The sequence below is a fragment of the Actinokineospora sp. PR83 genome (assembly GCF_021056305.1).
Classification (GTDB): domain Bacteria; phylum Actinomycetota; class Actinomycetes; order Mycobacteriales; family Pseudonocardiaceae; genus Actinokineospora; species Actinokineospora spheciospongiae.
On record NZ_JAJCXD010000109.1, the window covers coordinates 1 to 25,905 of the forward strand.

At 72.6% G+C, this 25,905-nt stretch carries 28 protein-coding genes; 19 read left to right on the top strand and 9 right to left on the bottom strand.

What is annotated here, in order from left to right; translation table 11 throughout:
- On the top strand, window positions 1-1,635 hold a 1,635-nt coding region (rho, locus tag L6E12_RS30500; protein ID WP_236231387.1), incomplete at its 5' end, for a transcription termination factor Rho.
- A gap of 176 nt (window positions 1,636-1,811) precedes the next feature.
- Here the strand turns inward: rho and L6E12_RS30505 are convergent.
- Complete coding sequence (locus L6E12_RS30505; protein WP_236231388.1) at window positions 1,812-2,180, bottom strand: hypothetical protein; 369 nt, start codon at window positions 2,178-2,180, stop codon at window positions 1,812-1,814.
- A gap of 249 nt (window positions 2,181-2,429) precedes the next feature.
- Here L6E12_RS30505 and rpmE point away from each other — a divergent pair, with 249 nt between their 5' ends.
- From rpmE to prmC, 3 genes are all read left to right on the top strand, one after another.
- Window positions 2,430-2,648, top strand: a complete 219-nt coding sequence (gene rpmE / locus L6E12_RS30510) for a 50S ribosomal protein L31 (protein ID WP_236231389.1) — start codon at window positions 2,430-2,432, stop codon at window positions 2,646-2,648.
- Window positions 2,649-2,736: 88 nt separating this feature from the next.
- The gene (gene prfA / locus L6E12_RS30515) at window positions 2,737-3,816 is read left to right on the top strand and encodes a peptide chain release factor 1 (protein ID WP_236231413.1); all 1,080 of its coding nucleotides are present in this window, start codon (window positions 2,737-2,739) and stop codon (window positions 3,814-3,816) included.
- Between the two features lie 12 nt (window positions 3,817-3,828).
- Window positions 3,829-4,692: a peptide chain release factor N(5)-glutamine methyltransferase gene (prmC, locus tag L6E12_RS30520; RefSeq protein ID WP_236231390.1), complete on the top strand. Its 864-nt coding sequence runs from the start codon at window positions 3,829-3,831 to the stop codon at window positions 4,690-4,692.
- 449 nt (window positions 4,693-5,141) lie between these two features.
- On the opposite strand, the gene L6E12_RS30525 is transcribed toward prmC, so the two are convergent.
- From L6E12_RS30525 to L6E12_RS30535, 3 genes are read right to left on the bottom strand one after another with little or no spacing between them, the layout of a single operon-like run.
- Complete coding sequence (locus L6E12_RS30525) at window positions 5,142-5,534, bottom strand: hypothetical protein (protein WP_236231391.1); 393 nt, start codon at window positions 5,532-5,534, stop codon at window positions 5,142-5,144.
- A complete protein-coding gene (locus L6E12_RS30530; RefSeq protein WP_236231392.1) occupies window positions 5,531-7,255 on the bottom strand; it encodes a hypothetical protein in 1,725 nt (574 codons plus the stop codon). Before L6E12_RS30530 ends, L6E12_RS30525 begins: the two co-directional genes overlap by 4 nt.
- Window positions 7,256-7,263: 8 nt before the next feature.
- Window positions 7,264-7,956, bottom strand: a complete 693-nt coding sequence (locus tag L6E12_RS30535; protein WP_236231393.1) for a hypothetical protein — start codon at window positions 7,954-7,956, stop codon at window positions 7,264-7,266.
- Window positions 7,957-8,064: 108 nt separating this feature from the next.
- On the opposite strand from L6E12_RS30535, the gene L6E12_RS30540 reads away from it, so the two are divergent.
- Complete coding sequence (locus L6E12_RS30540; RefSeq protein WP_236231394.1) at window positions 8,065-8,607, top strand: hypothetical protein; 543 nt, start codon at window positions 8,065-8,067, stop codon at window positions 8,605-8,607.
- Between the two features lie 4 nt (window positions 8,608-8,611).
- On the opposite strand, the gene L6E12_RS30545 is transcribed toward L6E12_RS30540, so the two are convergent.
- The gene (locus L6E12_RS30545) at window positions 8,612-9,241 is read right to left on the bottom strand and encodes a hypothetical protein (protein ID WP_236231395.1); all 630 of its coding nucleotides are present in this window, start codon (window positions 9,239-9,241) and stop codon (window positions 8,612-8,614) included.
- Between the two features lie 130 nt (window positions 9,242-9,371).
- Between L6E12_RS30545 and L6E12_RS30550 the strand changes: the two genes are divergently transcribed.
- The 11 genes from L6E12_RS30550 to atpD all read left to right on the top strand — a co-directional run bounded on the left by L6E12_RS30550 (window position 9,372) and on the right by atpD (window position 19,684).
- Window positions 9,372-10,259 carry a M48 family metallopeptidase gene (locus L6E12_RS30550; protein WP_236231396.1) on the top strand — a complete coding sequence of 296 codons (888 nt, stop codon included), beginning with the start codon at window positions 9,372-9,374 and terminating at the stop codon, window positions 10,257-10,259.
- Window positions 10,260-10,269: 10 nt separating this feature from the next.
- Complete coding sequence (locus L6E12_RS30555; RefSeq protein WP_236231397.1) at window positions 10,270-10,920, top strand: L-threonylcarbamoyladenylate synthase; 651 nt, start codon at window positions 10,270-10,272, stop codon at window positions 10,918-10,920.
- A gap of 149 nt (window positions 10,921-11,069) precedes the next feature.
- Window positions 11,070-12,227, top strand: coding sequence for a glycosyltransferase family 4 protein (locus tag L6E12_RS30560; RefSeq protein WP_035279661.1), 1,158 nt, complete (start codon window positions 11,070-11,072; stop codon window positions 12,225-12,227).
- 161 nt (window positions 12,228-12,388) lie between these two features.
- Window positions 12,389-12,874 (top strand): hypothetical protein, encoded by a 486-nt coding sequence (locus L6E12_RS30565; protein ID WP_236231398.1) that lies wholly within the window; start codon window positions 12,389-12,391, stop codon window positions 12,872-12,874.
- Between the two features lie 223 nt (window positions 12,875-13,097).
- Window positions 13,098-13,877: a F0F1 ATP synthase subunit A gene (atpB, locus tag L6E12_RS30570; RefSeq protein ID WP_236231399.1), complete on the top strand. Its 780-nt coding sequence runs from the start codon at window positions 13,098-13,100 to the stop codon at window positions 13,875-13,877.
- 63 nt (window positions 13,878-13,940) lie between these two features.
- A complete protein-coding gene (locus L6E12_RS30575) occupies window positions 13,941-14,192 on the top strand; it encodes an ATP F0F1 synthase subunit C (RefSeq protein ID WP_236231400.1) in 252 nt (83 codons plus the stop codon).
- A gap of 32 nt (window positions 14,193-14,224) precedes the next feature.
- Entirely contained in the window at window positions 14,225-14,779 is a 555-nt protein-coding gene (locus L6E12_RS30580) for a F0F1 ATP synthase subunit B (protein WP_236231401.1), read from the top strand.
- Between the two features lie 14 nt (window positions 14,780-14,793).
- On the top strand, window positions 14,794-15,603 hold the full coding sequence (locus L6E12_RS30585) for a F0F1 ATP synthase subunit delta (RefSeq protein WP_236231402.1): 810 nt from the start codon (window positions 14,794-14,796) through the stop codon (window positions 15,601-15,603).
- 43 nt (window positions 15,604-15,646) lie between these two features.
- Window positions 15,647-17,290: a F0F1 ATP synthase subunit alpha gene (atpA, locus tag L6E12_RS30590; RefSeq protein WP_236231403.1), complete on the top strand. Its 1,644-nt coding sequence runs from the start codon at window positions 15,647-15,649 to the stop codon at window positions 17,288-17,290.
- A 4-nt stretch (window positions 17,291-17,294) separates the two neighbouring features.
- Entirely contained in the window at window positions 17,295-18,239 is a 945-nt protein-coding gene (locus L6E12_RS30595) for a F0F1 ATP synthase subunit gamma (RefSeq protein ID WP_236231404.1), read from the top strand.
- A gap of 2 nt (window positions 18,240-18,241) precedes the next feature.
- Entirely contained in the window at window positions 18,242-19,684 is a 1,443-nt protein-coding gene (gene atpD / locus L6E12_RS30600) for a F0F1 ATP synthase subunit beta (protein WP_236231405.1), read from the top strand.
- Window positions 19,685-19,745: 61 nt separating this feature from the next.
- Here atpD and L6E12_RS30605 read toward each other — a convergent pair whose 3' ends face one another.
- Window positions 19,746-21,065 carry a hypothetical protein gene (locus tag L6E12_RS30605; RefSeq protein ID WP_236231406.1) on the bottom strand — a complete coding sequence of 440 codons (1,320 nt, stop codon included), beginning with the start codon at window positions 21,063-21,065 and terminating at the stop codon, window positions 19,746-19,748.
- A gap of 2 nt (window positions 21,066-21,067) precedes the next feature.
- Complete coding sequence (locus L6E12_RS30610; RefSeq protein WP_236231407.1) at window positions 21,068-21,610, bottom strand: SigE family RNA polymerase sigma factor; 543 nt, start codon at window positions 21,608-21,610, stop codon at window positions 21,068-21,070.
- 70 nt (window positions 21,611-21,680) lie between these two features.
- Here L6E12_RS30610 and L6E12_RS30615 point away from each other — a divergent pair, with 70 nt between their 5' ends.
- Both L6E12_RS30615 and L6E12_RS30620 read left to right on the top strand, forming a co-directional pair.
- Complete coding sequence (locus L6E12_RS30615; RefSeq protein WP_236231408.1) at window positions 21,681-22,046, top strand: F0F1 ATP synthase subunit epsilon; 366 nt, start codon at window positions 21,681-21,683, stop codon at window positions 22,044-22,046.
- 26 nt (window positions 22,047-22,072) lie between these two features.
- A complete protein-coding gene (locus L6E12_RS30620; RefSeq protein WP_236231409.1) occupies window positions 22,073-22,516 on the top strand; it encodes a DUF2550 domain-containing protein in 444 nt (147 codons plus the stop codon).
- Window positions 22,517-22,570: 54 nt separating this feature from the next.
- On the opposite strand, the gene L6E12_RS30625 is transcribed toward L6E12_RS30620, so the two are convergent.
- Window positions 22,571-23,143, bottom strand: a complete 573-nt coding sequence (locus tag L6E12_RS30625; protein WP_236231410.1) for a cob(I)yrinic acid a,c-diamide adenosyltransferase — start codon at window positions 23,141-23,143, stop codon at window positions 22,571-22,573.
- 101 nt (window positions 23,144-23,244) lie between these two features.
- Between L6E12_RS30625 and murA the strand changes: the two genes are divergently transcribed.
- Window positions 23,245-24,519: a UDP-N-acetylglucosamine 1-carboxyvinyltransferase gene (murA, locus tag L6E12_RS30630; RefSeq protein ID WP_236231411.1), complete on the top strand. Its 1,275-nt coding sequence runs from the start codon at window positions 23,245-23,247 to the stop codon at window positions 24,517-24,519.
- Window positions 24,520-24,551: 32 nt separating this feature from the next.
- On the opposite strand, the gene L6E12_RS30635 is transcribed toward murA, so the two are convergent.
- The coding region (locus L6E12_RS30635; protein WP_236231412.1) for a hypothetical protein at window positions 24,552-25,905 on the bottom strand (1,354 nt) is incomplete at its 5' end.

The following is a 25,905-nucleotide window of genomic DNA, read 5'->3' on the forward strand; positions in this document are numbered from 1 at the left end:
CCGGCCGAGGCGCCCGAGCGGCCGGACACCCGGTCCGAGGGCGACGAGGGCCCCCGCCGGGAGAACCGCCGCCGCCGCGCGGCCGGTCGGTCGGCGGGCAGCCCCGACGGCGAGCAGTCCGCGCCGGAGCAGCGGGTCGCCCGCGGCGACGACCAGCGCCAGGACCGCCAGCAGCGCGGTGACCGCCCGGACAACCGCCGCGGCGGGGAACGGCCGGAGCGGGGCGACCGCAACGACCGCCCGGACCGCGGTGAGCGGTCCGACCGCGGTGACCGCCAGGACCGGGGCGAGCGCCCCGACCGCGGCGAGCGCAACCGCGGCCAGGAGCGCAACCAGGAGCGCCAGCAGGAGAACCGGTCCACCGGGCCGGACGACGATGACGACGACGAGCGCGGCGGTCGCCGCGGTCGGCGCTTCCGCGACCGGCGCCGCCGGGGCGGGCGCGTCGAGGGCACCACCGGCGGTGGCGGTCAGAACGACACCGAGGTGCGCGACGACGACGTCCTGCTCCCGGTCGCCGGGGTCCTCGACGTCCTGGAGAACTACGCGTTCGTCCGGACCTCCGGCTACCTGGCGGGCCCGAACGACGTCTACGTCTCGCTGTCGCTGGTGCGCAGGTACGGCCTGCGCCGGGGCGACGCCATCACCGGTCTGGTCCGCCAGCCGCGCGACGGCGAGCAGCAGCGGCAGAAGTTCAACCCGCTGGTGCGGGTGGAGACGATCAACGGCCTGGAGCCGGACGCGGCCAAGAACCGCCCCGAGTTCACCAAGCTGACGCCGCTCTACCCGAACGAGCGCCTCCGCCTGGAGACCGAGCCGCACATCCTCACCACCCGCGTCATCGACCTGGTGATGCCGGTGGGCAAGGGGCAGCGCGCGCTCATCGTGTCCCCGCCCAAGGCGGGCAAGACCTCGGTGCTACAGGCGATCGCCAACGCCATCGCCACCAACAACCCCGAGGTCTACCTCATGGTCGTGCTCGTCGACGAGCGGCCGGAGGAGGTCACCGACATGCAGCGGTCGGTGAAGGGCGAGGTCATCGCCTCCACCTTCGACCGCCCGCCGGGCGACCACACCACGGTGGCCGAGCTGTCCATCGAGCGCGCCAAGCGCCTGGTGGAGATGGGCCACGACGTGGTGGTCCTGCTCGACTCGATCACCCGCCTCGGCCGCGCCTACAACCTGGCGGCCCCGGCGTCCGGCCGGATCCTCTCCGGTGGTGTCGACTCGACGGCGCTGTTCCCGCCCAAGCGGTTCCTGGGCGCGGCGCGCAACATCGAGAACGGCGGCTCGCTGACCATCTTCGCCACCGCCCTGGTGGAGACCGGTTCCGCGGGTGACACGGTGATCTTCGAGGAGTTCAAGGGCACCGGCAACGCCGAGCTGAAGCTCGACCGCAAGATCGCCGACAAGCGCATCTTCCCCGCGGTCGACGTCGACCCGTCCAGCACCCGCAAGGAAGAGCTGCTGCTCTCCCCGGATGAGCTGGCGGTCACGGTGAAGCTCCGCCGCGTCCTGCACGCCCTGGACAGCCAGGCCGCGATCGAGCTGCTGCTCGACCGGCTGCGCAAGTCCCGGACGAACATCGAGTTCCTGATGCAGGTGGCCAAGACGACGCCCTCCGGCGACGTCTGAGTCCGCTGATCGGCCGTGGGCCCCACCGGTTCTCCGGTGGGGCCCACGGCTTTTCGCGGGGTCGGGAGTCGGCGCTCCCCGGTCTGAGCAGCCCCCGAATCGATCCAAGCACCGGGGTCGGACACAACCGTGGTCTGCGGCGGCAGTTGTCCACAGGTCCGCCGCTGTCTACGGGTTCACCGCGCGTGCCGGGCCTCCGAGGCGGAGTCGCTCATGATCTGCCGCACCACCAGCACCACCAGCACCGCCGCCGCGGGGACGCCGACCGCTGCCGCCGCTCCCAGGGGCACCGCCACGGCGTCCGACACCAGCCCCAGGCCCAGCAGCCCCACGGGGTAGCCCACCGACAGCACCACCCGCTGCACCGGTGAGCGCCAGTTCACCGACCCGGCGAGGACCGTGGCCACCGCCGCGGCCGCCCCGCCAAGCCAGCTCGACAGGGTGACCGCCCAGGTCGCCCGCAGGACCAGGCCCGCCGCCCCGGTCAGGCCGAGCACGGCGGCGGCGAAGAGCACGGGGGCGGACAACCACGCGGAGACAGACAACGGTCTGCCGACTCTGCACAGCACCCGGCCAGTCTCCGTCACGCCGCGAGCGGAAATCACTACTGTCTGTGAGCGGCGTGATGCGTCGGCGAGCAGCCGCCCAGGTCCGGTGAGCGGTCGGAATACTGCATGGGCCCGGCGGGTTGTACTGCCCGTCAGCATCGTCTGGCACACTGTCAGGTCGAGCCAGGCACCGGTTCACCCCAGCTCCACCGGGGACCCGGCGGCCACATGAGAAAGGCGACCACCGTGCGAAACGGTATCCACCCGAACTACGCCGCGACCACCGTGACCTGCGGCTGCGGCAACACCTTCACGACGGGCAGCACCCGTCCCGCCGCCATGACCGTCGACGTCTGCTCGCGCTGCCACCCGTTCTACACGGGCAAGCAGCGGGTGCTCGACACCGGTGGGCGGATCGCCCGCTTCGAGGCGCGCTACGGCAAGCGCGCCCTCGCCGCCAAGTAGCTTCGCGCACGGCGCCCGCCCCCGGCTCGGGGCGGGCGCCGTCGCTGTGTCCGGACCCGATCGACTGATGGAACTGCAGGTGAACCCGGTGGACTCGTCCTCACTGTCCGAGCTGGTCGCCGAGTACGGCGACCTGGAGAAGACCCTCGCCGACCCGGCCGTGCACGCCGACCAGGACCGGGCGCGCAAGCTCGGGCGCCGCTACGCGGAGCTGAGCCCGGTGATCCGGACGCTGCGCGACCTGGAGGCCGCCCGCAGCGACCTGGAGGCGGCCCGCGAGCTGGCCGCCGAGGACCCGGGGTTCGCCGCGGAGGCCGAGTCGCTGGCCGGGCGCATCCCGGAGCTGGAGACCAAGCTGACCGAGCAGCTCCTCCCGCGCGACCCGCACGACGGCGACGACGTGGTGCTGGAGGTCAAGTCCGGTGAGGGCGGCGAGGAGTCGGCGCTGTTCGCGGGCGACCTGCTGCGGATGTACCTGCGCTACGCCGAGCGGCACGGGTGGAAGGCCGAGGTGCTCGACGGCACCGAGTCCGACCTGGGCGGCTACAAGGACGTCACGGTCGCCATCAAGAGCCGGGGCAGCGACCCGGAGGGCGTGTGGGCCCGGTTGAAGTTCGAGGGCGGGGTGCACCGCGTGCAGCGGGTGCCCGCCACCGAGTCGCAGGGCCGCATCCACACCTCCGCCGCGGGCGTGCTGGTCTACCCGGAGGCCGAGGACGCCGCCGACTTCGAGGACATCCCCGACAAGGACCTCCGGGTCGACGTCTACCGCTCCTCGGGCAAGGGCGGGCAGAGCGTCAACACGACCGACTCGGCGGTGCGGATCACCCACCTGCCCAGCGGCATCGTGGTGTCCTGCCAGAACGAGCGCTCCCAGTTGCAGAACAAGGCGCGCGCCATGCAGGTGCTGCGCTCCCGGTTGGCCGCCGCCGCCGAGGAGGAGGCGCAGAAGCAGGCCTCGGACGCCCGGCGCAGCCAGGTGCGGACCGTGGACCGGTCCGAGCGGGTGCGCACTTACAACTACCCGGAGAACCGCATCTCCGACCACCGGGTCGGCTACAAGGCCCACAACCTGGAAACCGTCCTCGACGGCGACCTCGACGCCGTGCTCGACGCCCTGGCCACCGCCGACCGCGAGGAGCGACTCGCCGCCCACGGCGGCGGGTGAGAGGCTGTCCCGGTGACCAGGCAACCCCTGCGCCTCGCGGTGACCGAGGCCGAACGCGTACTCACCGCGGCCGGTGTCGCCAGTCCGCGCAACGACGCCGAACTGCTCGCCGCGCACGTCCTCGGCGTCCCCAGGGGCAAGCTGCTGACGGTGCCCCTGGTCGACGCGGGCGTGCTGTCGGCCCTGGGCACCCTGGTCTCCCGCCGGGCCGCCCGGGAGCCGCTGCAACACCTCGTCGGCACCGCCCCGATGGGCGCGGTCGACGTCGAGGTCGGCGCGGGCGTGTTCGTCCCGCGCCCGGAGACCGAGCTGCTGTTCGCCTGGGGAGCGGACTTCCTGCGCGGCACCCGCTCCCCGGTCGTGGTGGACCTGTGCACCGGCTCGGGCGCCCTGGCCCTGGCCCTGGCCAACGCCCGCCCCGACGCGGTGGTGCACGCGGTCGAGCAGGACCCCGGCGCCCTGTCCTGGGCCCGCCGCAACGCCGACCTGCGCGCCGCCGCCGGGGACACCCCGATCCGCCTGCACGCGGCCGACGTCACCGCCCCGACCACCCTGACCGACCTCGACGGCCAAGTCGACCTGGTCGTCTGCAACCCCCCGTACGTCCCCGAGGGCACCCCGGTCCCCCCGGAGGTCGCCGACCACGACCCGCACGCGGCGGTGTTCTCCGGCCCCGACGGCCTCGACGTCATCCGACCCGTGGTGGGCCTGTGCGCCCGCCTCCTGCGCCCCGGCGGCGCCCTGGCGGTCGAGCACGACGACACCCACGGCGAGTCCGTCCCCGCCCTGTTCGCCGCCCGCACCCTGTTCACCGACGTGCGGGCACACCGGGACCTGGCAGGCCGCCCCCGCTTCACCACCGCCCGCCGCACATGAGGGTCGGGGCTTTCCCCAAGAAGCCACCCCGACCCCCACCGCGCGCAGCCGCCGACCACCCCACCAACCGACGGCCAGGCGGCCCGCCACTCCACCCCGCGCAGCCGGCGACCACCCCCACAAACCGCCAGCCGGGCGACCAGCCACCCCGAGCCGTCAGCGGCGCAGCGAAAACCAGCCACCCCCGCAGCCGCCGGCCCGGCTACGAAAATGCCCGGGTGGGTGGATGTGCTTGGGTGGGGGTAGCGATCATGTGCGAGCCTGCTTGGGCTGTGGGGCATCTCTTCAGCCCCACTCGGTCACACTGGGCGCATGATCGCTGTAGGGGCCCCGCCCGAGCAGATTCACCCACCCGGGCACCAGCGACAAAATCCCGGCTCTTGAACACAGGCACGGCCGAGCAGATCGGCCCCCGGGCACCGCCACGAAAATCCCGGCGCTTTGAGAACCTAGGACCCGAACACCGAACCGATCGCCGCCTCGATCTGCTCCACATCACCCCCCAGCGCCGCCAGCCCCCCGCTCACCCCCACCGCCGTCGCGAGCAACCTCCGGCACTTGCCCCACAACCACCGCACCCCACCGGGGTCCGGCTCGGCCTGGGCGACCTCCTCCGCCAACTCGTCCAGCGCCGCACCCACCCCGGCGTTCTCCGGCCGATCGGGCACGCGGGCGCGCAGCCCGGCCACCAGCCGCCCGAGCGCCACCGGGTCCGCGGCGCCGATGGTGTTGCCGTTGCCCGCCACCACGGTGCCGCTGGCGTTCCCGCCGATCACCACGCTGTTGCCGTGCACGGCACCGCTCTGGTCGATCCGCCTGCCGCCGCGCTCCTCGTCGCTCACTTCCCCGGTCCTCTCCGCTGGGTCGGCTGGGTGATGGTGTTCCGCGAGCCCGCGACGACGTTCCCGCCGGTGACCGAGCCGCCGATGTGCACGCTGTTGTTGATGACCGTCGACACCTGCTCCTCGAACGAGGCCACCTGGTAGCCCGCGTCCCGCAGCATCCGGCTCACCGCCAGGGTCACCCGGCTCTCCAGGATCTTCAGGTAGCGGTCCCGGTCGGCGAGCTGGAAGTAGTTGTGCTCCCGGTCGTCCGCGGCGAGTTCGCGCAGGCTGTGCAGCGAGCCGTACCGGTCCGGGTTGATCACGCCGCGGCCGTCCTTGATCGGGCGCAGCAGCCGCAGCAACCGGCCGACCCGCCCCGGCAGGCTCACCGGCAGCCGGATCAGGTCGAGGGCCGCACGCAGCACTGGGCGCACGCCGGAGGGCGACTCGGCGTCGATCCGCTGGTAGGTGTCGCTGATGGGGCGCAGCACGCACGGGGTCCACTCCACGTACAGCGTGGTGTCGTCCAGGGCGACGTGCAGGTACACCGACATGACCAGGTCGCGGTCCCAGGTCTCCACCCGGAAGCAGCGGTAGAACCGGGCCCACTCCACCGGCCGGTCGCGCAGCGCCAGCGCCCGCCGCTCGCTGAGCAGGTCGTAGGGCGCCGTCCCGGGAACCTCCAGGAACACCCGCGACTCGTCGTCGCCGAGGTGGTCGATCAGCTCGTCGGCGGAGACCACGACCAGCCGGTCCGCGGTGAGCCTGGCCAGCCTGCCACCGGGGGTCAGGGTGGTCGCCGCCCGCAGGTCCTCGATCTCGGTGACGATCCCGTCGTAGAGCATCCCGGTGGCCAGCGGCCGGACCTCGTCCGCGTTCGGGTCCGCGACCAGCGGGACCACGACCGACCACGGGTGGTGCAGCACGCCAGCGCCGACGAACGGGTCGTAGCCGCGGTGCACCACGACCGGGACCGGTGGACCGGCCTCGGGCGCGGGGTCGTCCGCGGCGATCCGCGCGGGTTCCGCCGCGTAGCGCTCCCGCAGGGTGCGCAGGGCCGTCAGCGGCGCCAACTGGAAGATCGGGCGCTCGGCGAGCGTGGTGGCGAGGGCGGGCAGCCTGCCCGCGTTGCGCCGGAACCGCCCCACCACCAGCCGCCACACGGTGACCCGGTCGGTCACCAGGACCCCCAGGCAGGCCAGCACCAGGAGCACCGTCCACACGGTGGCCGCCGTGCCGTCGTCCTCGACCAGGCGGCCGGTGTCGGAGTAGTCGTAGGTGGGTTCGGACAGCGAGTCGAAGAGGTCTTCGAGGTCGCGGCCCAGCGTGGGGTTCAGCAGGAACAGCAGGACCAGGACCACCACACCGCCGAGGACCAGTGGCACGGTGCCGGTCGACCCCTTGCCCACCCGGGCCTGAACCGCCGAGCGCAGGCCGGAGGCGGAGACCAGCAGCGACAGCACGACCCAGGCGATCAGCACCCCCCAAGGGGCGGCGGCGAGCAGCGCGACGGCCAGCAGCACCAGCGCCAGGTCGACCAGCTTGCGCCGGACCCGGGCGGCGACCGCCTCGGCCAGCACCGCCCCGTCGTCGACCCCGGGTGACGGGGCGATCGACCGGGTCGGTTCGAGCAGGAACTCGGTGATCGCCGCGTCGGCGAACCGGTGGTCCAGGTGCGCGGCGGCGCACAGGTGGCGCGTGGTGTCGTCCCGCTCCGGGGATCGGTCCTGCTCGGGCATCTGCTCCCTCACGGGGTGGAGTTGTCGACCATGACGGTGAAGGCGGCCGCCGTCTCGGCCCACGTCGACGGGGTCGAACTGGCGATCAGGAAGTACTCGACCCCGTTGAGCCGCCAGTAGACCGACCGCGAGTGACGCGGTCCGCGGGAGGTGGTGTTCTCGTACTCCCACAGCACGGCCGGGACGCCGTGGTACGTCGTCTCCCGCAGCTCGACCTCCCGGTAGTCCGCCGTCTGGGCCGCCACCTGCTGGGCGTAGGCGCGGTGCACGGTGAGGATGTCGCCCGGCTCCTGGAGCGCGCCGCCGAAGCGGAGCACCCGGTCGGGGGCGTCGGGGGTGGTCGCGTCGGTGGCGGTGCCGTCCGCCCGGGTGTTCAGCGTGGCGCCGACCGGGATCGCGGTGGTCATCCCGTTCGCCCCGGTGACGACCTCGAAGTCCGGGGGCAGGGCGGTCGCGCTGGTCGGCGTGTCCGAGGTGGACTCGGTGGTCGTGCGCCGCGCACCCGCGGTCGACGTGGTGGTCCGGGTGGTGTCCGCACCGCCGCTCGGCGGGAGCGGGGCGGCGGTGGTGCCGTCGCCCCGGGTGGCGAGGGCCAGCGTGCCCGCGCAGGCGCAGGCCACGACCAGCGCCAGGGCCGACAGCGCGGCGAGGGCGGGCGATCCGACGGCGGTCCCACCGCCTCGGTGTGCCGTGTTCCGCATGGTTCCCCACCCGCATTCGTGCGCTGTACGGTGGCCGGGCGCGGTCAGTCTTGCACGCGGGGTGAGGCAAGTGTCAACGTGGTGACCACCGAAAGCGGGAGAATTGTCATGGACGACCACTCCGCGTCAGACGAGTGGCCGGATTTCGCCGCCGACCCCTGGGCGGCGGTCGAGTGCCGGGAGGACGAGCTGCGGCGGTACCCCGGCGACCCCGGTGCCGTGGACCGGCTGGCGGTCGCCCTGCTCGACGCGGCGGACCGGTGCCGCAGCCGCACCCGGGACGGGGTGCGCCGCATCACCAGCCCCCGCCAGGCCGCGCTGTGCGAACGGGTGGTCCGGCGGCTCGCCGAGCTGACCCCCGCGGACCCGGCGGTCGCCCACCGCGCCCGGGAGCTGACCGCGGAGGTCGAGCACGCGCTGGGGTGGTCCTGGCAGCGGCCGGTGCTCGCGGTCGTCGTGTCCGCGGCGGCGGTGCTGCTCGGCATCGGGTCCGCCACGGTCGCCGGGTCGCTCGGCTCGGTGGCGGCCGTGATCGGGTGCGCGGTCCTCGCAGGCGCCGCTCTGGCCGCCACCGTGGTGGCGTGGCGCCGCCGGCACTGGCGGGTGTTGGCCGAGGAGGACGGGCCGATGATCAACCAGTGGGGGATCTGAGCCGCTACGGCGTGGTCTGGGAAACCAGGGTGTCGTAGATCGGCGCCGTCTCGGCCCAGCGGGTCGCGGGCGCGGCGGCGTAGATGAAGTACTCGACGCCGTTGACCCGCCAGTACATCGAGTGCGCGTGCGTGCGGACCGACCCCGGCACCTCGTGCTCGAACTCCCAGTCGACCGCCAGGGTGTCGTGGTAGGTCGTGGTGCCCAGGCTCAGCCGCCGGAAACCGGGGCGGGCGGCGGAGAACGCGCGGTCGTAGTCCACGTGCGACTCCAGCAGCCCGGTCGCGGGGGCGGGGGCGCCGCCGTAGCGCACGAAGCGGTTCGGGTCGGCCGGGTCGGTGGCCTGCAGGGCGGCCGGGCCGGAGGACCTCGACACCACCCAACCCGCCGGGATGGCCGTGACCAGCCCGTTGGGGCCGGTGGTCCGCTGGTAGCCGGCTGGCACCGGCATGGCCACCCGCGACGGCCCCGGCGCCCGGCGCGGGTCCGACGGGGTGGGCGCCTGGTCCGCGGGTGGGCCGGGTGAATCGACGTAGGTCACCACGGGGAGCTGCGAGCCCAGCGCGGCGGGCTCCTTGGGGGCGACCAGCAGGACCGTGCCGACGGCGGCGCTCACCGCCGCGTAGGCGACCACGAGCGAGGAGGCCAGCCAGCGCGAGCTGATCTGCCCCCCGCGGCGCGGTGTTCGGCGGTTCGTGGCGACTCCCCTGGTCGGCTCCCCGGTTTCGGCGAACTGAGGGTAGCGTGCCGACCCAGGTGATCCAATGCTCCGTACCTGGCAAGACGTCATCGCCAAGTGGCGACTGCTCCCCGACGGCGACGACGGGAGCGACGACGGGGGCGGCGAACGCGCAGGCGCCACCCCCCGCCCCGCCGCCGACGACCCCGGCCCGCAGGCCTTCCACCGCGGGCGCTCCGCCCTGCTCGGCGGGCGCCTCGACGACGCCCTGACCGAGTTCGGCCGGGCGGCGCGGGCCCGCGCGCACCCGCACGACCACGTCGGCCTCGGCGACGTGGCGCTGGCCCGCGGCCAGGTCCGCTCGGCCGTCCTCAGCTACCGCACCGCCCTCGAACTGGCCCCCGGCGACCGCCTGGCGCTGCTCGGGCTGTCGCAGGCCAGGGTGGCGGGCGGCGACGCCGAGGCCGCCGCCGCCGAGCTGGAACAGGCCTTCGGCACCGAGGCCGACCCGGTCCTGCGCTACTACCTGGCCAGCACCTGGTGCTCGGTCGCCGACCAGGTCCGCGGTCGCACCGGTGACGGCGGCGACGACGGTGTTCTCGCCTTCACCGACGAGCGCCAGCTCGCGGTCTGCGAGGACGCCGCCCACCGCATCCTCGAACTCGACGTCGCCGACGAGGAGCTGCGCCGCGCCGCGCAGCGGCTGCTCTCGGAGGTGCGCGCGGGCAGGCGCTACCGGTGGCGCCCGGAGGGCATCGCGGTGAGCCTGCTCGTCCTCGCCGTCTCCCTCGGCCTGACCATCGTCGCCATCGGCGGGCTCAGCGGCAGCCCGCCGCTGGTGGTCGCGGGCATCGTCACCGGCAGCGTGCTGCTCTACCTGATCGTCGTGCGCTTCCGCAGGCAGACCTGGCGGGAGAAACCCGCCCGCGGGGGAGGCCGAGGCGCGTCCGGTTCGGGAATCGGGCACCGCTAGAGTCGCCGGGGTGACCACGGTCTACGACTGCAGCGTCCCCGACGAGCGCGCCGACGGCCTCAGCGCCGCCGCGAGTGCCGTGCGGGCGGGCCGGTCGGTCGTGATCCCCACCGACACCGTCTACGGCATCGGCTGCGACGCCTTCTCCCGCGGCGCGGTCACCTCCCTGCTGGCCGCCAAGCGCCGCGGCCCGGACATGCCGGTCGGCGTCCTGGTCGGGTCCTGGGCCACCATCGACGGCCTGGTGCTGTCGGTGCCGCACGAGGCGCGGGTGCTGGTCGAGGCGTTCTGGCCGGGGGACCTGTCGATCGTGCTCCCGCACGCCCCGTCGCTGCAGTGGGACCTCGGCGACACCGGGCAGACGGTGATGCTGCGGATGCCGCTGCACCCGGTGGCCATCGAACTGCTGCGCGAGGTCGGCCCGATGGCGGTCTCCAGCGCCAACCGCTCCGGCAACCCCCCCGCCGCCAGCGCGCAGGAGGCGGTGGCCCAGTTCGGCGAGGACGTCCCCGTCTACCTCGACGGCGGCCCGTCCGGGGCGCCGGTGCCCTCCACCATCGTGAGCCTCGTCGGCCCGCGCCCGGTCGTGCTGCGCGAGGGCGCGGTCAGCCTCGCCGCGGTCGCCGAGGCGCTGGGCACCGAGGTCCCGCTCGCCCACTAGCGTGAACACTGTCCGATCCCCGCCCGCCCACCCGTACCCGCCCCGCTCGTCCCGCACCCCACCCGCACCCGCCCGCAGGAGATCCGACCCGCCGTGCCCCTCCCCACCCCGGGCGCCGCCCGCCCAGCCGCTCGAAGGAGCTAGCGGGCGTGCCCCCCCTCAGCGGATTCGCCCCGGCGGGGCTCCCGGTCCGGGAGTACCTGCTCGTCGGCCTCATCACGGCGGTGCTGACGTTCCTGCTGACCGGGCTGGTGCGGCTGTTCGCCATCCGGATCGGCGCGGTGGCCTACCCCAGGCAGCGCGACGTGCACGTGGTGCCGATGCCGCGGATGGGCGGGGTCGCGATGTACCTGGGGGTGTGCGGCGGGATGCTGCTGGCCCACCAGCTCCCGGTGCTGCGCCGCGCCTTCGACTACACCTGGGACCCGGTCGCGGTGCTCATCGGCGGCGGGGTGATCGTCCTCATCGGGATGCTCGACGACCGGTTCGAGCTGGACTCGCTGACGAAGTTCGCCGGGCAGACCACCTGCGCGGGGGTGCTGGTGCTCTTCGGCATCCAGTGGTTCGTGCTGTGGGTGCCGTGGGGCGGCGACGCCGACAACGTCGGGGCGGTGCTGATCCTCGACCAGAACCAGGGCGGGCTGCTGGCGATCCTGCTCGCGGTCACCATGGTCAACGCGATGAACTTCGTCGACGGCCTCGACGGCCTCGCCGCGGGCATCGGGCTGATCGCCGCCGCGGCCACCTGCGCGTTCTCGCTGCACCTGCTCGACCAGTCCAACGGCGACGTCAACAACTACCCGCCCGCCCTGATCGCGGCGACCCTCGCGGGCGCCTGCCTGGGCTTCCTGCCGCACAACTTCCAACCCGCGCGCATCTTCATGGGCGACTCCGGGTCCATGCTGATCGGGCTGATGCTGGCCGCGGCGAGCACCTCGGCCTCCGGCCGGGCGAACCCCTCGCTGTGGGGGGCCACCGAGACGATCGCCGTGCTGTCCCCGCTGTTCATCGTGGCCGCCGTCCTCTTCGTCCCGCTGCTCGACCTGCTGATGGCGGTGGTGCGGCGCACCCGGCGCGGGGAGAGCCCGTTCGCCGCCGACAAGATGCACCTGCACCACCGGATGCTCGCCGTGGGCCACTCGCAGCGCCGGGCCGTGCTGCTGATCTACCTGTGGGCGGGGGTGCTCGCGTTCGGCGCGGTGGCGCTGACCGTGTTCGACGTGTTCTTCGTCACCTGGGGCCTGGTGCTGGCGGTCGTGGTCGCGGCGGCGGCATCATTCCTGCCGTCGGTGCGCTCAGCGAAGTGAGCAAAAGCGAGGCGCGCTCAGCGGACGTGATCTTCACTATGTGTCGTCGGAGCGGGCTCGGCGGGACACTGGCCGTGACGGACGCTCCACATCGGCGTGTGACCCGCGGGGTGTGGTCCTGCCGTCGGTGATCGACATGGCTGTCCCTACACTGGGGAGCGATGAGCGAGAACCCCGACACCACACCCGACTCCGCGACGGCCACCCAGCCGCAGCGGCAGTCGGATCCGCACGCGCGGGCCATGCTGACCCTGGCGGGGGCCATGTTCCGCTACGCGCTGTGGCCGTCGGTGGGCACCGCGGTGCTCGGTGTCGTCCTCTTCGGACTCCTGCGTGGCGGCGCCGGGGCCCTCGGGGCGGCCGTGGGCGGAGCGCTGGCCTGCGTGTCCTCGCTGATCACGCTGGCCCTGATGCGGGCGACCGCGAACCAGGGCCCGCACATCGGGATGGCCGCCTCCCTGGGCGGTTTCGTGGGCAAGCTGCTACTCCTGCTGATCGTGATGACGCTGCTGCGCGGGGTGGACGCGTTGGAGCCGAAGTCGCTGGGCATCACCATGATCGCCGTGGTGGTCGTGGCCGCCGGTGCCGAGGCGCTGGCGTTCCGCAGGACCAAGCTGCCCACGATCATCCCGGCGGGCGAGGAGTAGGCACCCCTACCGAGCAGTACACCCGTTCGGAGACCGAAAGGTCCCTGATAGGGTCCGTTTCATCGGCGGCGTCGCCGCGCTTCGCGCATGCCGCCGGGAGGCCTCCTGAGCAGTGGGTGGCCGCCCGCAGACAGGCCAAGGTTGTCAGGTACGTTACGTCCTGATCGTGACGATTCCCCCGGCGGAGTGAACGCCGGCCGGGAGAACCGGAAGGAGCCCACAGTTGGGCAGGCTGGTGCTAGCCGAGGGGGACGTCTTCACGCCCCCGAGCGTGAAGGACTTTTTCCTCCCGCCGATTTTCGGCGAGGTCACCAAGCCGATGGTGCTGGTGGTGCTCTCCGTCATCATCATCTCGGCCTTCTTCGTGCTCTCCTCGCGCAACCTCAAGATCATCCCCGGGAAGTGGCAGTTCGCCGTCGAGTCGGTCTACGACTTCGGGCGCAACAGCATCGCCAGGGAGCAGATCGGGTCGAAGGAGTTCAAGCCCTTCGTCCCCTTCATTCTCTCATTGTTCACCTTCGTGTTGGTGAACAACATCTACGGCGTCATCCCGGTGCTGCAGTTCCCGACGATGGCCAAGATCGGTTTCCCGCTGGCCCTCGCGGTGATGGTCTACTTCGTCTACCACTGGGTCGGTTTCAAGAAGTTCGGCTTCGTCGGCTACCTGAAGAACCAGACGGTCCCCCCGGGCGCCCCGACGGCGATCTACTTCCTGCTGACCCCGATCGAGTTCCTGCAGAAGTTCGTGCTGAACCCGATCACGCTGGCGGTCCGGGTCTTCGCCGCCATGTTCGCGGGACACCTCATCCTCCTGGTGTTCACCCTCGGTGGTGAGTACCTGCTGCTGCACGCCGCCGGACCGCTCAAGCCGGTCTCGATCGTCTCCTGGGCCTTCGCCATCGCGATGACCTTCCTGGAGGCGTTCATCCAGGTGTTGCAGGCCTACATCTTCGCGCTGCTGTCGGCCAACTACATCGGCATGGCCCTCGCCGAAGACCACTAGGCAGAACCACTCAAGCCCCCGATCCGCGGGTTCCCGCGGACCGAGTTGGAAAGGGAAACACAAGTGAGCAGTGTTGTTCTCGCCCAGGCCGCGGAAGCCAACCTGAACGCGGGCCTCGCGGCCATCGGCTACGGCCTCGGCGCCATCGGCCCGGGCATCGGCGTCGGTCTGATCTGGGCCGCGGTCATCAACGGCACCGCCCGTCAGCCGGAGGCCCAGAGCAAGCTCATGGGCATCGCCTGGACGACCTTCGTCCTCGTCGAGGTGCTCGCGCTGATCGGTCTGGTCGTCTACTTCATCGCGTCCGGCGGCTGATCCAGCTCTACTTCGTCTAGGGAGTCGTCGTGGTGAAGTCAGCACTCATCCTGGCAGCGGAAGAAGTCGAAGGCGTCGACGCGGTCCTGCCGCACCCTGCCGAGATCATCCTCGGTGCGGTCGCCTTCCTCCTCCTGCTGTTCGTCATCTCGAAGTTCGTCACGCCCCGGTTCGAGAAGCTCTACGAGGAGCGGACCGCCAAGATCGAGGGTGGCATCGAGAAGGCGGAGGCCGCGCAGGTCGAGGCCGAGGCCGCGCTGCAGCAGTACAAGGCGCAGCTCGCCGAGGCCAGGGCCGAGTCCGCCCGGATCCGGGACGACGCCCGCGCCGAGGCCGAGCAGATCAAGGAAGAACTCCGGGCCCAGGCCCAGGAGGAGTCCGCGCGGATCGTGGCGCAGGGCCAGGCGCAGCTCGAGGCGCAGCGCGCGCAGATCGTCGCCGAGCTGCGCGCCGAACTGGGCCGCAACGCCGTCGAGTTGGCCGGCCGCATCGTGGGTGAGTCCCTTGAGGACGAGTCCCGTCGTCGCGGCACCGTCGACCGGTTCCTCACCGAGCTCGACTCGGTGTCGGCCCCGGCGAAGAGCTAGGGGACGGAAAGCAGATGACATTCCACGCCGCGAGCCGGGAAGCCCTCGCCGCCGTCGAGCTGACCCTGCTCGACGTCACCGAGGGCACCGCGGGCAGCCTGGGTGCCGAGCTGTTCGCGGTGGCCGGACTGCTCGACCGGGAGGTCGGCCTGCGCCGCACCCTGGCCGACTCGTCCACCGAGCCGTCGTCCCGGGAGGGGCTCGCCACGAGCCTGCTGTCGGGCAAGGTCACCGACCAGACCCTGACGGTGGTCACCGCCGCCGTCGGCGCCCGGTGGTCCAGCCCCCGGCAGTTGGTCGACGGCCTGGAGTCGCTGGCCACCACCGCGCTGCTGGTCTCCGCCGAGCGGGCGGGTGACCTCGACTCGGTCGAGGACGAGCTGTTCCGGCTCGGCCGCATCGTCGCCGACCAGACCGAGCTGGAGCGGGTGCTCACCAGCCGCTCCGCGCCCGTCGAGGGCAAGCTCGCGCTGGTCCGCGACCTGATCGGCGGCAAGGTGGCGCCCGCCACCGAGGCGCTGGTGGAGAACCTGGTCGCGCAGCCGCGCGGCCGCGGCCTGGTCACCGGCCTGGAGGCGCTCGCCACCGAGGCGGCCAAGCGCCGGGAGCGCTCGGTGGCGCACGTGATCTCGGCGGGCCCGCTGTCGGCGGTGCAGCAGGAGAAGCTGTCGGCCTCGCTGCAGCGGATCTACAACCGGCCCATCGCACTGCACCTCGAGGTCGACCCCGACCTCGGCGGCGGCCTGGTCATCAAGGTCGGCGACGAGGTCATCGACGGCAGCACCCGCGGACGGCTCGACGCGCTGCGGCGCCGGTTCGCCTGACCCCCTAGAACTTTTCCAGAACGAAGCGAGAGCAGGAACTTTCATGGCGGAGCTGACGATCTCGTCGGACGAGATCCGCAGTGCGATCGAGAACTACGTCTCCAGCTACTCCCCGGACGTGAACCGGGAAGAGGTCGGAACGGTCTCCGACACCGGCGACGGCATCGCCCACGTGGAGGGCCTGCCCTCGGCCATGGCCAACGAGCTGCTGGAGTTCCCCGGTGGCATCGTGGGCGTGGCGCTGAACCTCGACGCCCGCGAGATCGGTGCCGCCATCCTCGGCGAGTACGACAAGATCGAGGAGGGCCAGGAGGTCAAGCGGACCGGCCGGGTCCTCTCGGTGCCGGTGGGCGACGCCTTCCTCGGCCGGGTCATCGACCCGCTGGGCAACCCGATCGACGGCCTCGGCGACATCCCCGCCGACGAGGAGCGCGCCCTGGAGCTGCAGGCGGCCACCGTCGTGCAGCGCCAGCCCGTCGAGGAGCCGATGCCGACCGGCATCAAGGCCATCGACGCGATGACCCCGATCGGCCGCGGCCAGCGCCAGCTGATCATCGGTGACCGCAAGACCGGCAAGACCACGGTCTGCGTCGACACCATCATCAACCAGAAGAAGGCCTGGGAGACCGGCGACCCGAAGCAGCAGGTCCGCTGCATCTACGTCGCCGTCGGCCAGAAGGGCTCCACCATCGCGGGCGTCAAGTCCGCCCTGGAGGACGCGGGCGCGCTGGAGTACACCACCATCGTCGCCGCCCCCGCCTCGGACTCCGCGGGCTTCAAGTGGCTGGCGCCCTACACCGGCTCCGCGCTCGGTCAGCACTGGATGTACCAGGGCAAGCACGTCCTGATCATCTTCGACGACCTGACCAAGCAGGCCGAGGCCTACCGCGCCATCTCGCTGCTGCTGCGCCGCCCGCCGGGCCGCGAGGCGTACCCGGGTGACGTCTTCTACTTGCACTCCCGCCTGCTGGAGCGCTGCGCGAAGCTCTCCGACGAGCTCGGTGGCGGCTCGATGACCGGTCTGCCGATCATCGAGACCAAGGCGAACGACATCTCCGCCTACATCCCCACCAACGTCATCTCCATCACCGACGGGCAGTGCTTCCTCGAGTCCGACCTGTTCAACTCGGGTCAGCGCCCGGCGGTCAACGTCGGCACCTCGGTCTCCCGCGTCGGCACCGCCGCGCAGACCAAGGCGATGAAGTCGGTCGCCTCGACGCTGCGCCTGGAGCTGGCCCAGTACCGCGAGCTGGAGGCGTTCGCCGCCTTCGCCTCCGACCTGGACGCCACCTCGAAGGCCCAGCTCGAGCGCGGCACCCGGATGATGGAGCTGCTCAAGCAGGGCCAGTACTCCCCGGTGACGATGGAGGAGCAGGTCGTCTCCATCTACGTCGGCACCAAGGGCTTCCTCGACGACATCGCCGTCTCCGACGTCCGCCGCTTCGAGTCCGAGCTGCTGGAGCACCTGCGGCACCGGCACGCGGGCATCGTCGACGAGATCCGCGACACCAAGAAGCTCGAGAAGGACAACGCCGAGCGCCTCTCCGAGGCCGTCGAGGCCTTCAAGAAGACCTTCACCGGTGGCGACGGGAACCCGGTGGCCACCGAGCCCAAGGCCGAGGCGGCCGACGCGAACTCGGTCGGCCAGGAGACGGTCAAGGTCAACAAGTCCGCCCCGAAGGCCTGACGAGATGGCGCAACTCCGGGAAATCCGACAGCGGATCAAGTCCGCCCAGTCGTTCAAGAAGATCTTCAAGGCGCAGGAGCTGATCGCCACCTCGCGGATCAGCAAGGCGCAGGCGCGGGTCGCGGCCTCCAAGCCGTACTCCGACGAGATCACCTCGGTGCTCACCGCGCTCGCCACCGGTGCCGCGAACCTCGACTCGCCGCTGCTGGTCGAGCGCGGGCGCACCGGCCGGGTCGGCGTCCTGGTCGTGACCAGCGACCGCGGGCTCTGCGGCGGCTACAACGCCAACGTGCTGCGCGCCGCCGAGGAACTGCAGGCGCTGCTGCGCGAGCAGGGCAAGACCCCGGTGGTCTACGTGATCGGGCGCAAGGGGCTGAACTTCTACCGGTTCCGCCAGCGCGAGGTCGCCGCGAGCTGGACCGGCTTCTCCGAGGCCCCCGGCTACGCCCACGCCGCCGAGGCCGGGCAGACGCTGATCTCGGCGTTCCTCACCGGCGCCGACGACCAGGGCGACGACCCGGGTCCGGACGGCATCCTCGGCGTGGACGAACTGCACGTCGTCTACACGGAGTTCGTGTCGATGCTGTCGCAGAAGCCGGTCGCCAAGCGGGTCGCCCCGCTGGAGGTCGAGTACACCGAGGAGGGGGAGGCGAAAGCCGCCACCGGCATCTCCCCGGCGTACTCCTTCGAGCCGAGCGCCGAGGTCCTCCTCGGCAACCTGCTCCCGAAGTACGTGAACACCCGGATCTACGCGGCACTGCTGGAGTCGGCCGCCTCGGAGTCCGCTGCCCGCCGCACGGCGATGAAGGCCGCGACCGACAACGCCGACGAGCTCGTCCGCAGCTTCACCCGCGTTGCCAACCAGGTCCGCCAGGCGCAGATCACGCAGGAGATCAGCGAGATCGTCGGTGGCGTAGAGGCGCTCTCTGCCGCAGGAAGTGATGAATAGCCATGACCGCTGTCCAGGAACCCACCACCAGCACCGCCACCGGTCGCGTGGTCCGCGTCATCGGCCCCGTGGTCGACGTCGAGTTCCCGCGTGACTCGGTGCCGGACCTCTACAACGCCCTGACCGTCAAGGTCGAGTTGGAGGCGTTGAAGAAGACCATCACCCTCGAGGTCGCCCAGCACCTCGGCGACAACCTGGTGCGCTGCATCTCCATGGCGCCGCAGGACGGCCTGGTGCGCGGTGCCCCCGTCACCGACACCGGCGCGGCCATCTCGGTCCCGGTCGGCGACGTCGTCAAGGGCCACGTGTTCAACGCGCTCGGCGAGTGCCTGGACAAGCCCGGGCACGCCGCGGACGCCGAGAAGTGGCGCATCCACCGCCGTCCCCCGGCGTTCGACCAGCTCGAGGGTCGGACCAAGATGCTGGAGACCGGCGTCAAGGTCATCGACCTGCTGACCCCGTACGTCGAGGGCGGCAAGATCGGCCTGTTCGGCGGCGCGGGCGTGGGCAAGACGGTGCTCATCCAGGAGATGATCACCCGTATCGCCCGCAACTTCGGTGGCACCTCGGTGTTCGCCGGGGTCGGCGAGCGCACCCGCGAGGGCACCGACCTCTTCCTGGAGATGGAGGAGATGGGTGTTCTCCCGGACACCGCGCTGGTCTTCGGCCAGATGGACGAGCCGCCGGGCACCCGCATGCGCGTCGCGCTGTCCGCGCTGACCATGGCGGAGTACTTCCGCGACGTCCAGAACCAGGACGTGCTGCTGTTCATCGACAACATCTTCCGGTTCACCCAGGCCGGTTCGGAGGTGTCGACCCTGCTGGGCCGCATGCCGTCCGCCGTGGGTTACCAGCCGACGCTGGCCGACGAGATGGGTGAGCTGCAGGAGCGGATCACCTCGACCCGCGGTCGTTCGATCACCTCGATGCAGGCGATCTACGTCCCCGCGGACGACTACACCGACCCGGCGCCCGCCACCACCTTCGCCCACCTGGACGCGACGACGGAACTCTCCCGTCCGATCTCCCAGAAGGGCATCTACCCGGCGGTCGACCCGCTGACCTCGTCCTCCCGGATCCTCGACCCGGGCGTGGTCGGCGAGGAGCACTACCGGGTGGCCCAGGAGGTCAAGCGGATCCTGCAGAAGTACAAGGAGCTGCAGGACATCATCGCCATCCTCGGCATGGACGAGCTGTCCGAAGAGGACAAGGTGACGGTCAACCGCGCCCGCCGCATCGAGCGCTTCCTGTCGCAGAACTTCTTCGTCGCGGAGAAGTTCACCGGCGACGTGGGCTCGTTCGTGAAGCTCTCGGACACCATCGAGGCCTTCGACAAGGTCGCCAAGGGCGAGTACGACCACGTCCCGGAGCAGGCCTTCCTGTCGATCGGTGGCCTCGACGACCTGGAGCGCCGCTACCACGAGCTGACCGGCAAGAAGAAGTAGTACCGCCGCAGCGCACGCGAAGGGCCGGTGTCCGCCACGGACACCGGCCTTTCTGCTGTTGTCAGAACGAGGTGAACTGCGGGAGGCCACCGCCGTCGTAGCCGACCTCGACCCCGGCGGCTGTCGAGGGCAGGATGGCGCCGCCCTGCCCGGCGTCGACCCAGGTGCCCGTCGCGGTGCGGTAGCGCAGGTGCGCGCCCGGCTGGACGACCAGCCTGCCCAGGCCGTCGGGCAGCACGGTGTTCGCCAGCAGCGGGCTGGTGTCCCACAGCTCCTGCGGGTTGTCGAAGTGCTCCAGCCACTCGACCCGGCCCGCCCGGTCCACGATCATCGTGTAGTACCGCTCCGGCCTCCCGTCCTGCTGGAGCGCGAACCCGCGCAGAGTGCGCCCGTCCGCGAGGTCGGCCACGCTCTGCGCGCGGAGCCACGTGCTGTAGGCCAACGGGTCGCTGATGCCCGCAGCCTCCAACGCGCCGAGGTCCCGCGTGTCGAGCAACGGCGTGGGAGTACCCGCGACCCGGACCGGGGGCCCGTCTCCCCTGCGGGCCACGGCGGCCCGCCCGATCAGGTGCTCCTTCTGGGCCTGGAACCCCGTGCGGTTCGCGTGCGTGCTGAGCACGGTGATGAGCTGGTCGGGACCTGGCGTTCCGGCGAGTCGGACGTTCAGGCTGCCCGGGGCCGAGGGCAGGGTGGTGAGCGCAACCCCGTCGCGGTCGTCCATCCTGGTCCACTCCCGGGCGCCACGGCCGTCCTGGCCGACGACGAACCCGGGTGAGATGAAGACCGGGGAGCCGGGGGCGGTGACGGCCAGCGCGTGCCGCTCGTCCTCGCCGAAGGTGAACCCCACCCCCTCGCCGCGGGCCAAGCCGCCGGGCGGCACGTCCTGGATGACCGTGGGCGCGTCGCCGAGCAGCAGGCCCAACGCTGGGGTGGCGGTCGGGTCGTCGCCCGGCTGCCGGACCAGGGCCACCCGGCCCGCCGCGGTGGTGCCCGCCCAGTAGACCCGCGCTTCACCGGCGAGTGCGCCCATCGCCTCTTTGTTCGGTGAGGCGGGCAGGGCCTGCCGCCACGCGGCGAGCACCTTCGCCAGGTACGCCTGGTCGCCCGCCAGGTCGCCCCGCGTCGGGCCGTCGAAGGTGACCGGGGCGGAGGTGGCGACAGGCGGTTGGGCGGGTGCCTGTTCCGGGCGCCCGCCGGTCGACCAGGCGACGGCTCCGGCGGTCAGGGCGACCACCAGGACCGCGGTGCCGCTCGCCAGGGTGCGCCGGTGGCGGGTCCTGGCGCGGTGGGCGCCGCGCAGCACGTCGTCGGTGAAGCCCGGGCGGGGGCGCACGTCGTCGGTGGCCGCGCGCAGGGCGGTTGTCAGGTCTTCGGTGTCCACGGTCAACTCCTCACCGGTGCGTCGAGCAGGGTGCGCAGCCGCTCCAGGCCGCGCGAGGTCTGGCTCTTGACCGTGCCGACGCCGCAGCCCAGGGCGGCGGCCGTGTCGGCCTCGGACAGGTCGTCGAAGAAGCGCAGGACCAGCACCGCGCGCATCCGCGGCGGCAGCCCGCCCAGGGCCGTGGCCACCCGGTCGCGGTCGGCGAGGCGGGCGGCCTCGTCGGTCCACGTGCCCGGGTCGGCGGCCCGTTCCAGCGGTGCCTCGGGCACCCGGCGGGAGCGGGTGCGCCAGCGGTTGGCCGCCGCGTTGGCCAGTCCGGCGCGGACGTAGGGTTCCAGTCCGCCGCGCACCCGGCCGCGTTTGCGGTAGGTGCGTTCGAGTACGTCCTGCAGCAGGTCTTCGGCCGCGCCCCGGTCCCCGCCGCAGAGCAGGTAGGCCGTGCGCAGCAGGGCTGTGGCCCGGTTCGCCACGAAGTCGGTGAACTCGTCCGGTTCGATCGCCGTCACCCCCAGGGGTCCGTTCTGCACCACTGTGCCCAGTGACACCGGGCTGACTGGGGAGGTTGCGCCGGTTCCGACTAGACTGTGCGGTAACCGCGAGCCGAAGGAGATACGCGTGGCTGAGATGTCCGTCCAGCTGGTCGCCGTGGAACGACGCCTGTGGTCGGGCACCGGCACGTTCGTGTCCGCCCAGACCCTCGAGGGTGAGATCGGCATCCTGCCCGGCCACGAGCCCGTCCTGGGCCAGCTCATCGAGGGCGGCGTGGTCAAGATCAAGACCACCGGGGGCGAGACCATCGTCGCCGCCGTGCACGGCGGGTTCCTCTCGGTCACCGCCGAGGCGGTCAGCATCCTGGCCGAGTCGGCCGAGCTGTCCACCGAGATCGACGTGAACGCGGCCCGCTCGGCGCTCAACGCCGACGACGGGGAAGCCAGGACCAGGGCGGCGGCCCAGCTCCGCGCCGCCGAGCAGTCGGCCTGATGACGGCCTAGGGGCGGGGGCGGCCGGTGGACATCAGCGATGTGGTCGTCGTCGTCCTGGCCGCCGTCCTGCTCGTGCTGCTCCTGCTCGTCTACCGCCGCCTGCGCCTGCTGCGCTCCGGCGGCATCCACGTCGCCATGCGCGTGCGCATCGACGACTCCGGCAAGGGCTGGCACCTGGGCGTGGGCCGCTACCAGGGCGACGAGTTCGCCTGGTTCCGGGCGCTGAGCCTGCGCGCGGGCCCCGACCGGGTGATCAGCCGCGAGGGCCTGGAGATCGCCGCCCGCCGCGACCCCGGCCGCGCCGAGACGCCGAACATGCCGCAGGGCTCACGGGTCCTGCGCTTCGACACCCCGCCGGGCTCACCGACCCCCACCTTCGAGATCGCGATGAGCACCGACACGCTCACCGGGTTCCTGTCCTGGCTGGAGAGCGCCCCACCCGGCCGCCGCCTGCCCTGGGCCTCTTGACCCCAGCACTGAGCCCGAACCCGCCAGCGGGTTCGGGCTCAGTGGTCTGCGGGGTCAGGCGTTCTGACCGGGCTGCCAGAGCACGTCGCCGTCCGGGTTCGCCACCCGGCCCAGCACGAACAGCAGGTCGGACAGGCGGTTGAGGTACTTGGCGGCCAACGTGTTCGTGCGCTCGCCGTCCTCCTCGACCAGCAGCCAGGCGCTGCGCTCGGCGCGGCGGGTCACCGTGCGCGCCACGTGCAGCAGGGCCGCGCCGGGGGTGCCGCCGGGGAGGATGAACGAGTTCAGCTTGCCCAGGCGGCCGTTGAAGTCGTCGATCCAGCCCTCCAGCCGGGTGATGTAGGGCTCGGTGATCCGCAGCGCCGGGTACGGCGGGTCGGGGACGATCGGGGCGCACAGGTCGGCGCCGACGTCGAACAGGTCGTTCTGCACCGAGCGCAGCACGTCGGCCAGTTCCCCGGTCAGCGCTCCCAGGGCGACCGCGACGCCGATGGCCGAGTTGGCCTCGTCCACGTCGGCGTAGGCACCCAGCCGGGCCGACGTCTTCGGGACCCGGGAACCGTCGCCGAGCGCGGTCGTGCCGTTGTCGCCGACCTTGGTGTACACCCGCGTGATGTGGACCGACATGGTCCCCACCCTAGCCGGCCGCGGCCCACCGACCGGTGTGGGAGCGGACTCCGCATCACCCACCCGCCTCGCCCCCAGCCGGGCGGGGCATCATTGCCCCCGTGACAGAGCACTTCCAGGTCCGCGGCGGCGCCCGGCTCGTCGGCGAGGTCGACGTCGTCGGCGCGAAGAACAGCGTGCTCAAGCTCATGGCGGCGGCACTGCTCGCCGAGGGCACCACCACGATCACCAACTGCCCGCAGATCCTCGACGTCCCGCTGATGGGCGACGTGCTGCGCAGCCTCGGCTGCCAGGTCGACCTCGACGGCGACACCGCGGTCATCACCACCCCGGCCGAGCTCAACCACCGCGCCGACTCGGCGTCGATGGGCAAGCTGCGCGCCTCGGTGTGCGTGCTCGGGCCGCTGGTGGGCCGGTGCAAGCGGGCGGTGGTGGCGCTGCCAGGCGGGGACGCGATCGGCTCGCGCCCGCTGGACATGCACCAGAACGGGCTGCGCCAGCTCGGCGCCACCAGCGAGATCGAGCACGGCTGCGTGGTCGCCGAGGCCGAGGGCCTGCACGGCGCGCAGATCTGGCTGGACTTCCCCAGCGTCGGCGCCACCGAGAACATCCTGATGGCCGCCGTGCTCGCCGACGGCACCACGGTGATCGACAACGCCGCGCGCGAGCCGGAGATCGTCGACCTGTGCCTGATGCTGCAGCAGATGGGCGCCAAGGTGGAGGGCGCGGGCACCTCCACGCTCACCGTGCACGGCGTGACCTCGCTGCAACCCACCACCCACCGGGTGGTCGGCGACCGCATCGTCGGCGCCACCTGGGCCTTCGCCGCCGCCATGACCCGCGGCGACATCACCGTGCGCGGGGTCGACCCGCACCACCTGGACCTGGTGCTGGAGAAGCTGCGCACCGCGGGCGCGGAGATCACCACCGAGACCGACGGCTTCCGCGTGGTGCAGCGCGACCGGCCCGGCGCGGTCGACTTCGTGACCCTGCCCTACCCGGGCTTCGCCACCGACCTGCAGCCGTTCGCCATCGCGCTGACCGCCATCGCCGACGGCACCTCGATGATCACCGAGAACCTGTTCGAGGCCCGCTTCCGCTTCGTCGAGGAGATGGTCCGCCTCGGCGCCGACGCCCGCACCGACGGCCACCACGCCGTCGTCCGCGGCGTCCCCCGGCTCTCCAGCGCCCCGGTGTGGGCCAGCGACATCCGCGCGGGGGTCGGCCTGGTCCTGGCCGGCCTGTGCGCCGACGGCGTCACCGAGGTCTGGGACGTCTTCCACATCGACCGCGGCTACCCGATGTTCGTGGAGAACATGCAGCGCCTCGGCGCCGACGTGCACCGCGTCGACGCCGAACCCGAACGCGCACCCTGACCCGCGCGGCCCCCCGGTGACCACGGGGGGCCTCAGCGGAATTCGGCCACTGTGGACAGCCGGAGCCAGGCGTCGACCCAGGCGGCCGGTTCCGGCCGGTCGGCGAAGGCCCGCACGGCTGCGGCGCAGCGGTGCAGGCCCACCCTGGCCAGCCCCGCCGCGGCGGAGGTGAGGCGGTCGCCGTAGGAGGGCGACGGGTGCTCCAGGCCGCGGTGCGCGGCCTCGGCGAGGGTGGCCAGGCAGGCGTCGAGGGCGTGGCTGAGCGGGTCGGACTCCGGCGCGGCCACCGTGGACAGGTCGGCCCGGCGCGTGCTGGGGGCCAGGTCCAGCACCACCACCCCGGCCGCGGTGCGCACGGCGATCGGGTCGACCAGCACCGTCCCGCCGACCCGGCGCACCGTGCCGCTCACCGCCACGACCCCCTCGGCCAGCGCCTCGGCCAGCGCGTCCAGCGCGCCAGGGCACACGCCGCTGTAGTCGCACGACAGCACCGCGGTGGCCCCGGCGGCGTCGGCGACCTCGGCGGTGAGCCGCTGCGCGCCTGGCTGGTAGGACACCCACCGCACCTCGGCCACCGGCAGCACCCGGACGAACTCCGCGGCCACCCTGGGCCGCACGCACCACGGCGGCAGCCCGGCCAGTTCCGCCGACAGCGCCGCGTACGACGACGCCAGCACCGACGGCGGCAGCCCCTCCCAGGCGTCGCCCAGGCGGGTCACCGCCGTCTTCGCCACCCCGCCCTGGGTGATGCGGACCTCCCGGCCCGCGCTGCGGGTGGCGGACTCGCTGACCAGGTTCGCCGCGGCCAGCGCGCTCAGCGGCGACCCGACGACCCGCCTGCCCGCCAGGTCCGGTCCGGTGGCGGTCTCCTCGGTCTCCCACTCGCGGCGCAGCACCAGGACCGTGCCGCTGACCGGGTCGGCCAGGTACACCTCGGCGGTGCGGGTGGTCTCCGCGCCGGTGACCCGGCAGCCCAGGCCGACCAGCCGCACCCGGCGCAGCGGGGTGCTGGCGCGCTCCTCGGTGCCCAGCACCCGCGAGCGCAGGCTGGCCCCGCCCGCGGTGACCGCGCGGTGCCGGGCGTGGGTCTCGGCGAGCAGCGCGGCGACCCGGCTCGCCCGGTAGCCCGCCGAGCGCTCGGTGTACGCGGCGAGCTGCGCCGACAGGTCCTCCAGCACCGCCACCGGCCAGCGCAGGTTCCTGGTGTCCAGGTCGTCTGCGGTGCGGCGGACCGCGGCGGCCAGCACCGGGCCCGCGCCGGTGGCGCCCGCGCGGAGCACGTCGTCCACCACGGCCAGGGCGGCGTCCAGGCCGGAGCCCGCCGCGGCGGCCCGGTCGCCGCCGACGTCGACGCGCTGCTCGGGGGCGGCCGGGTCGCGTTCGTCG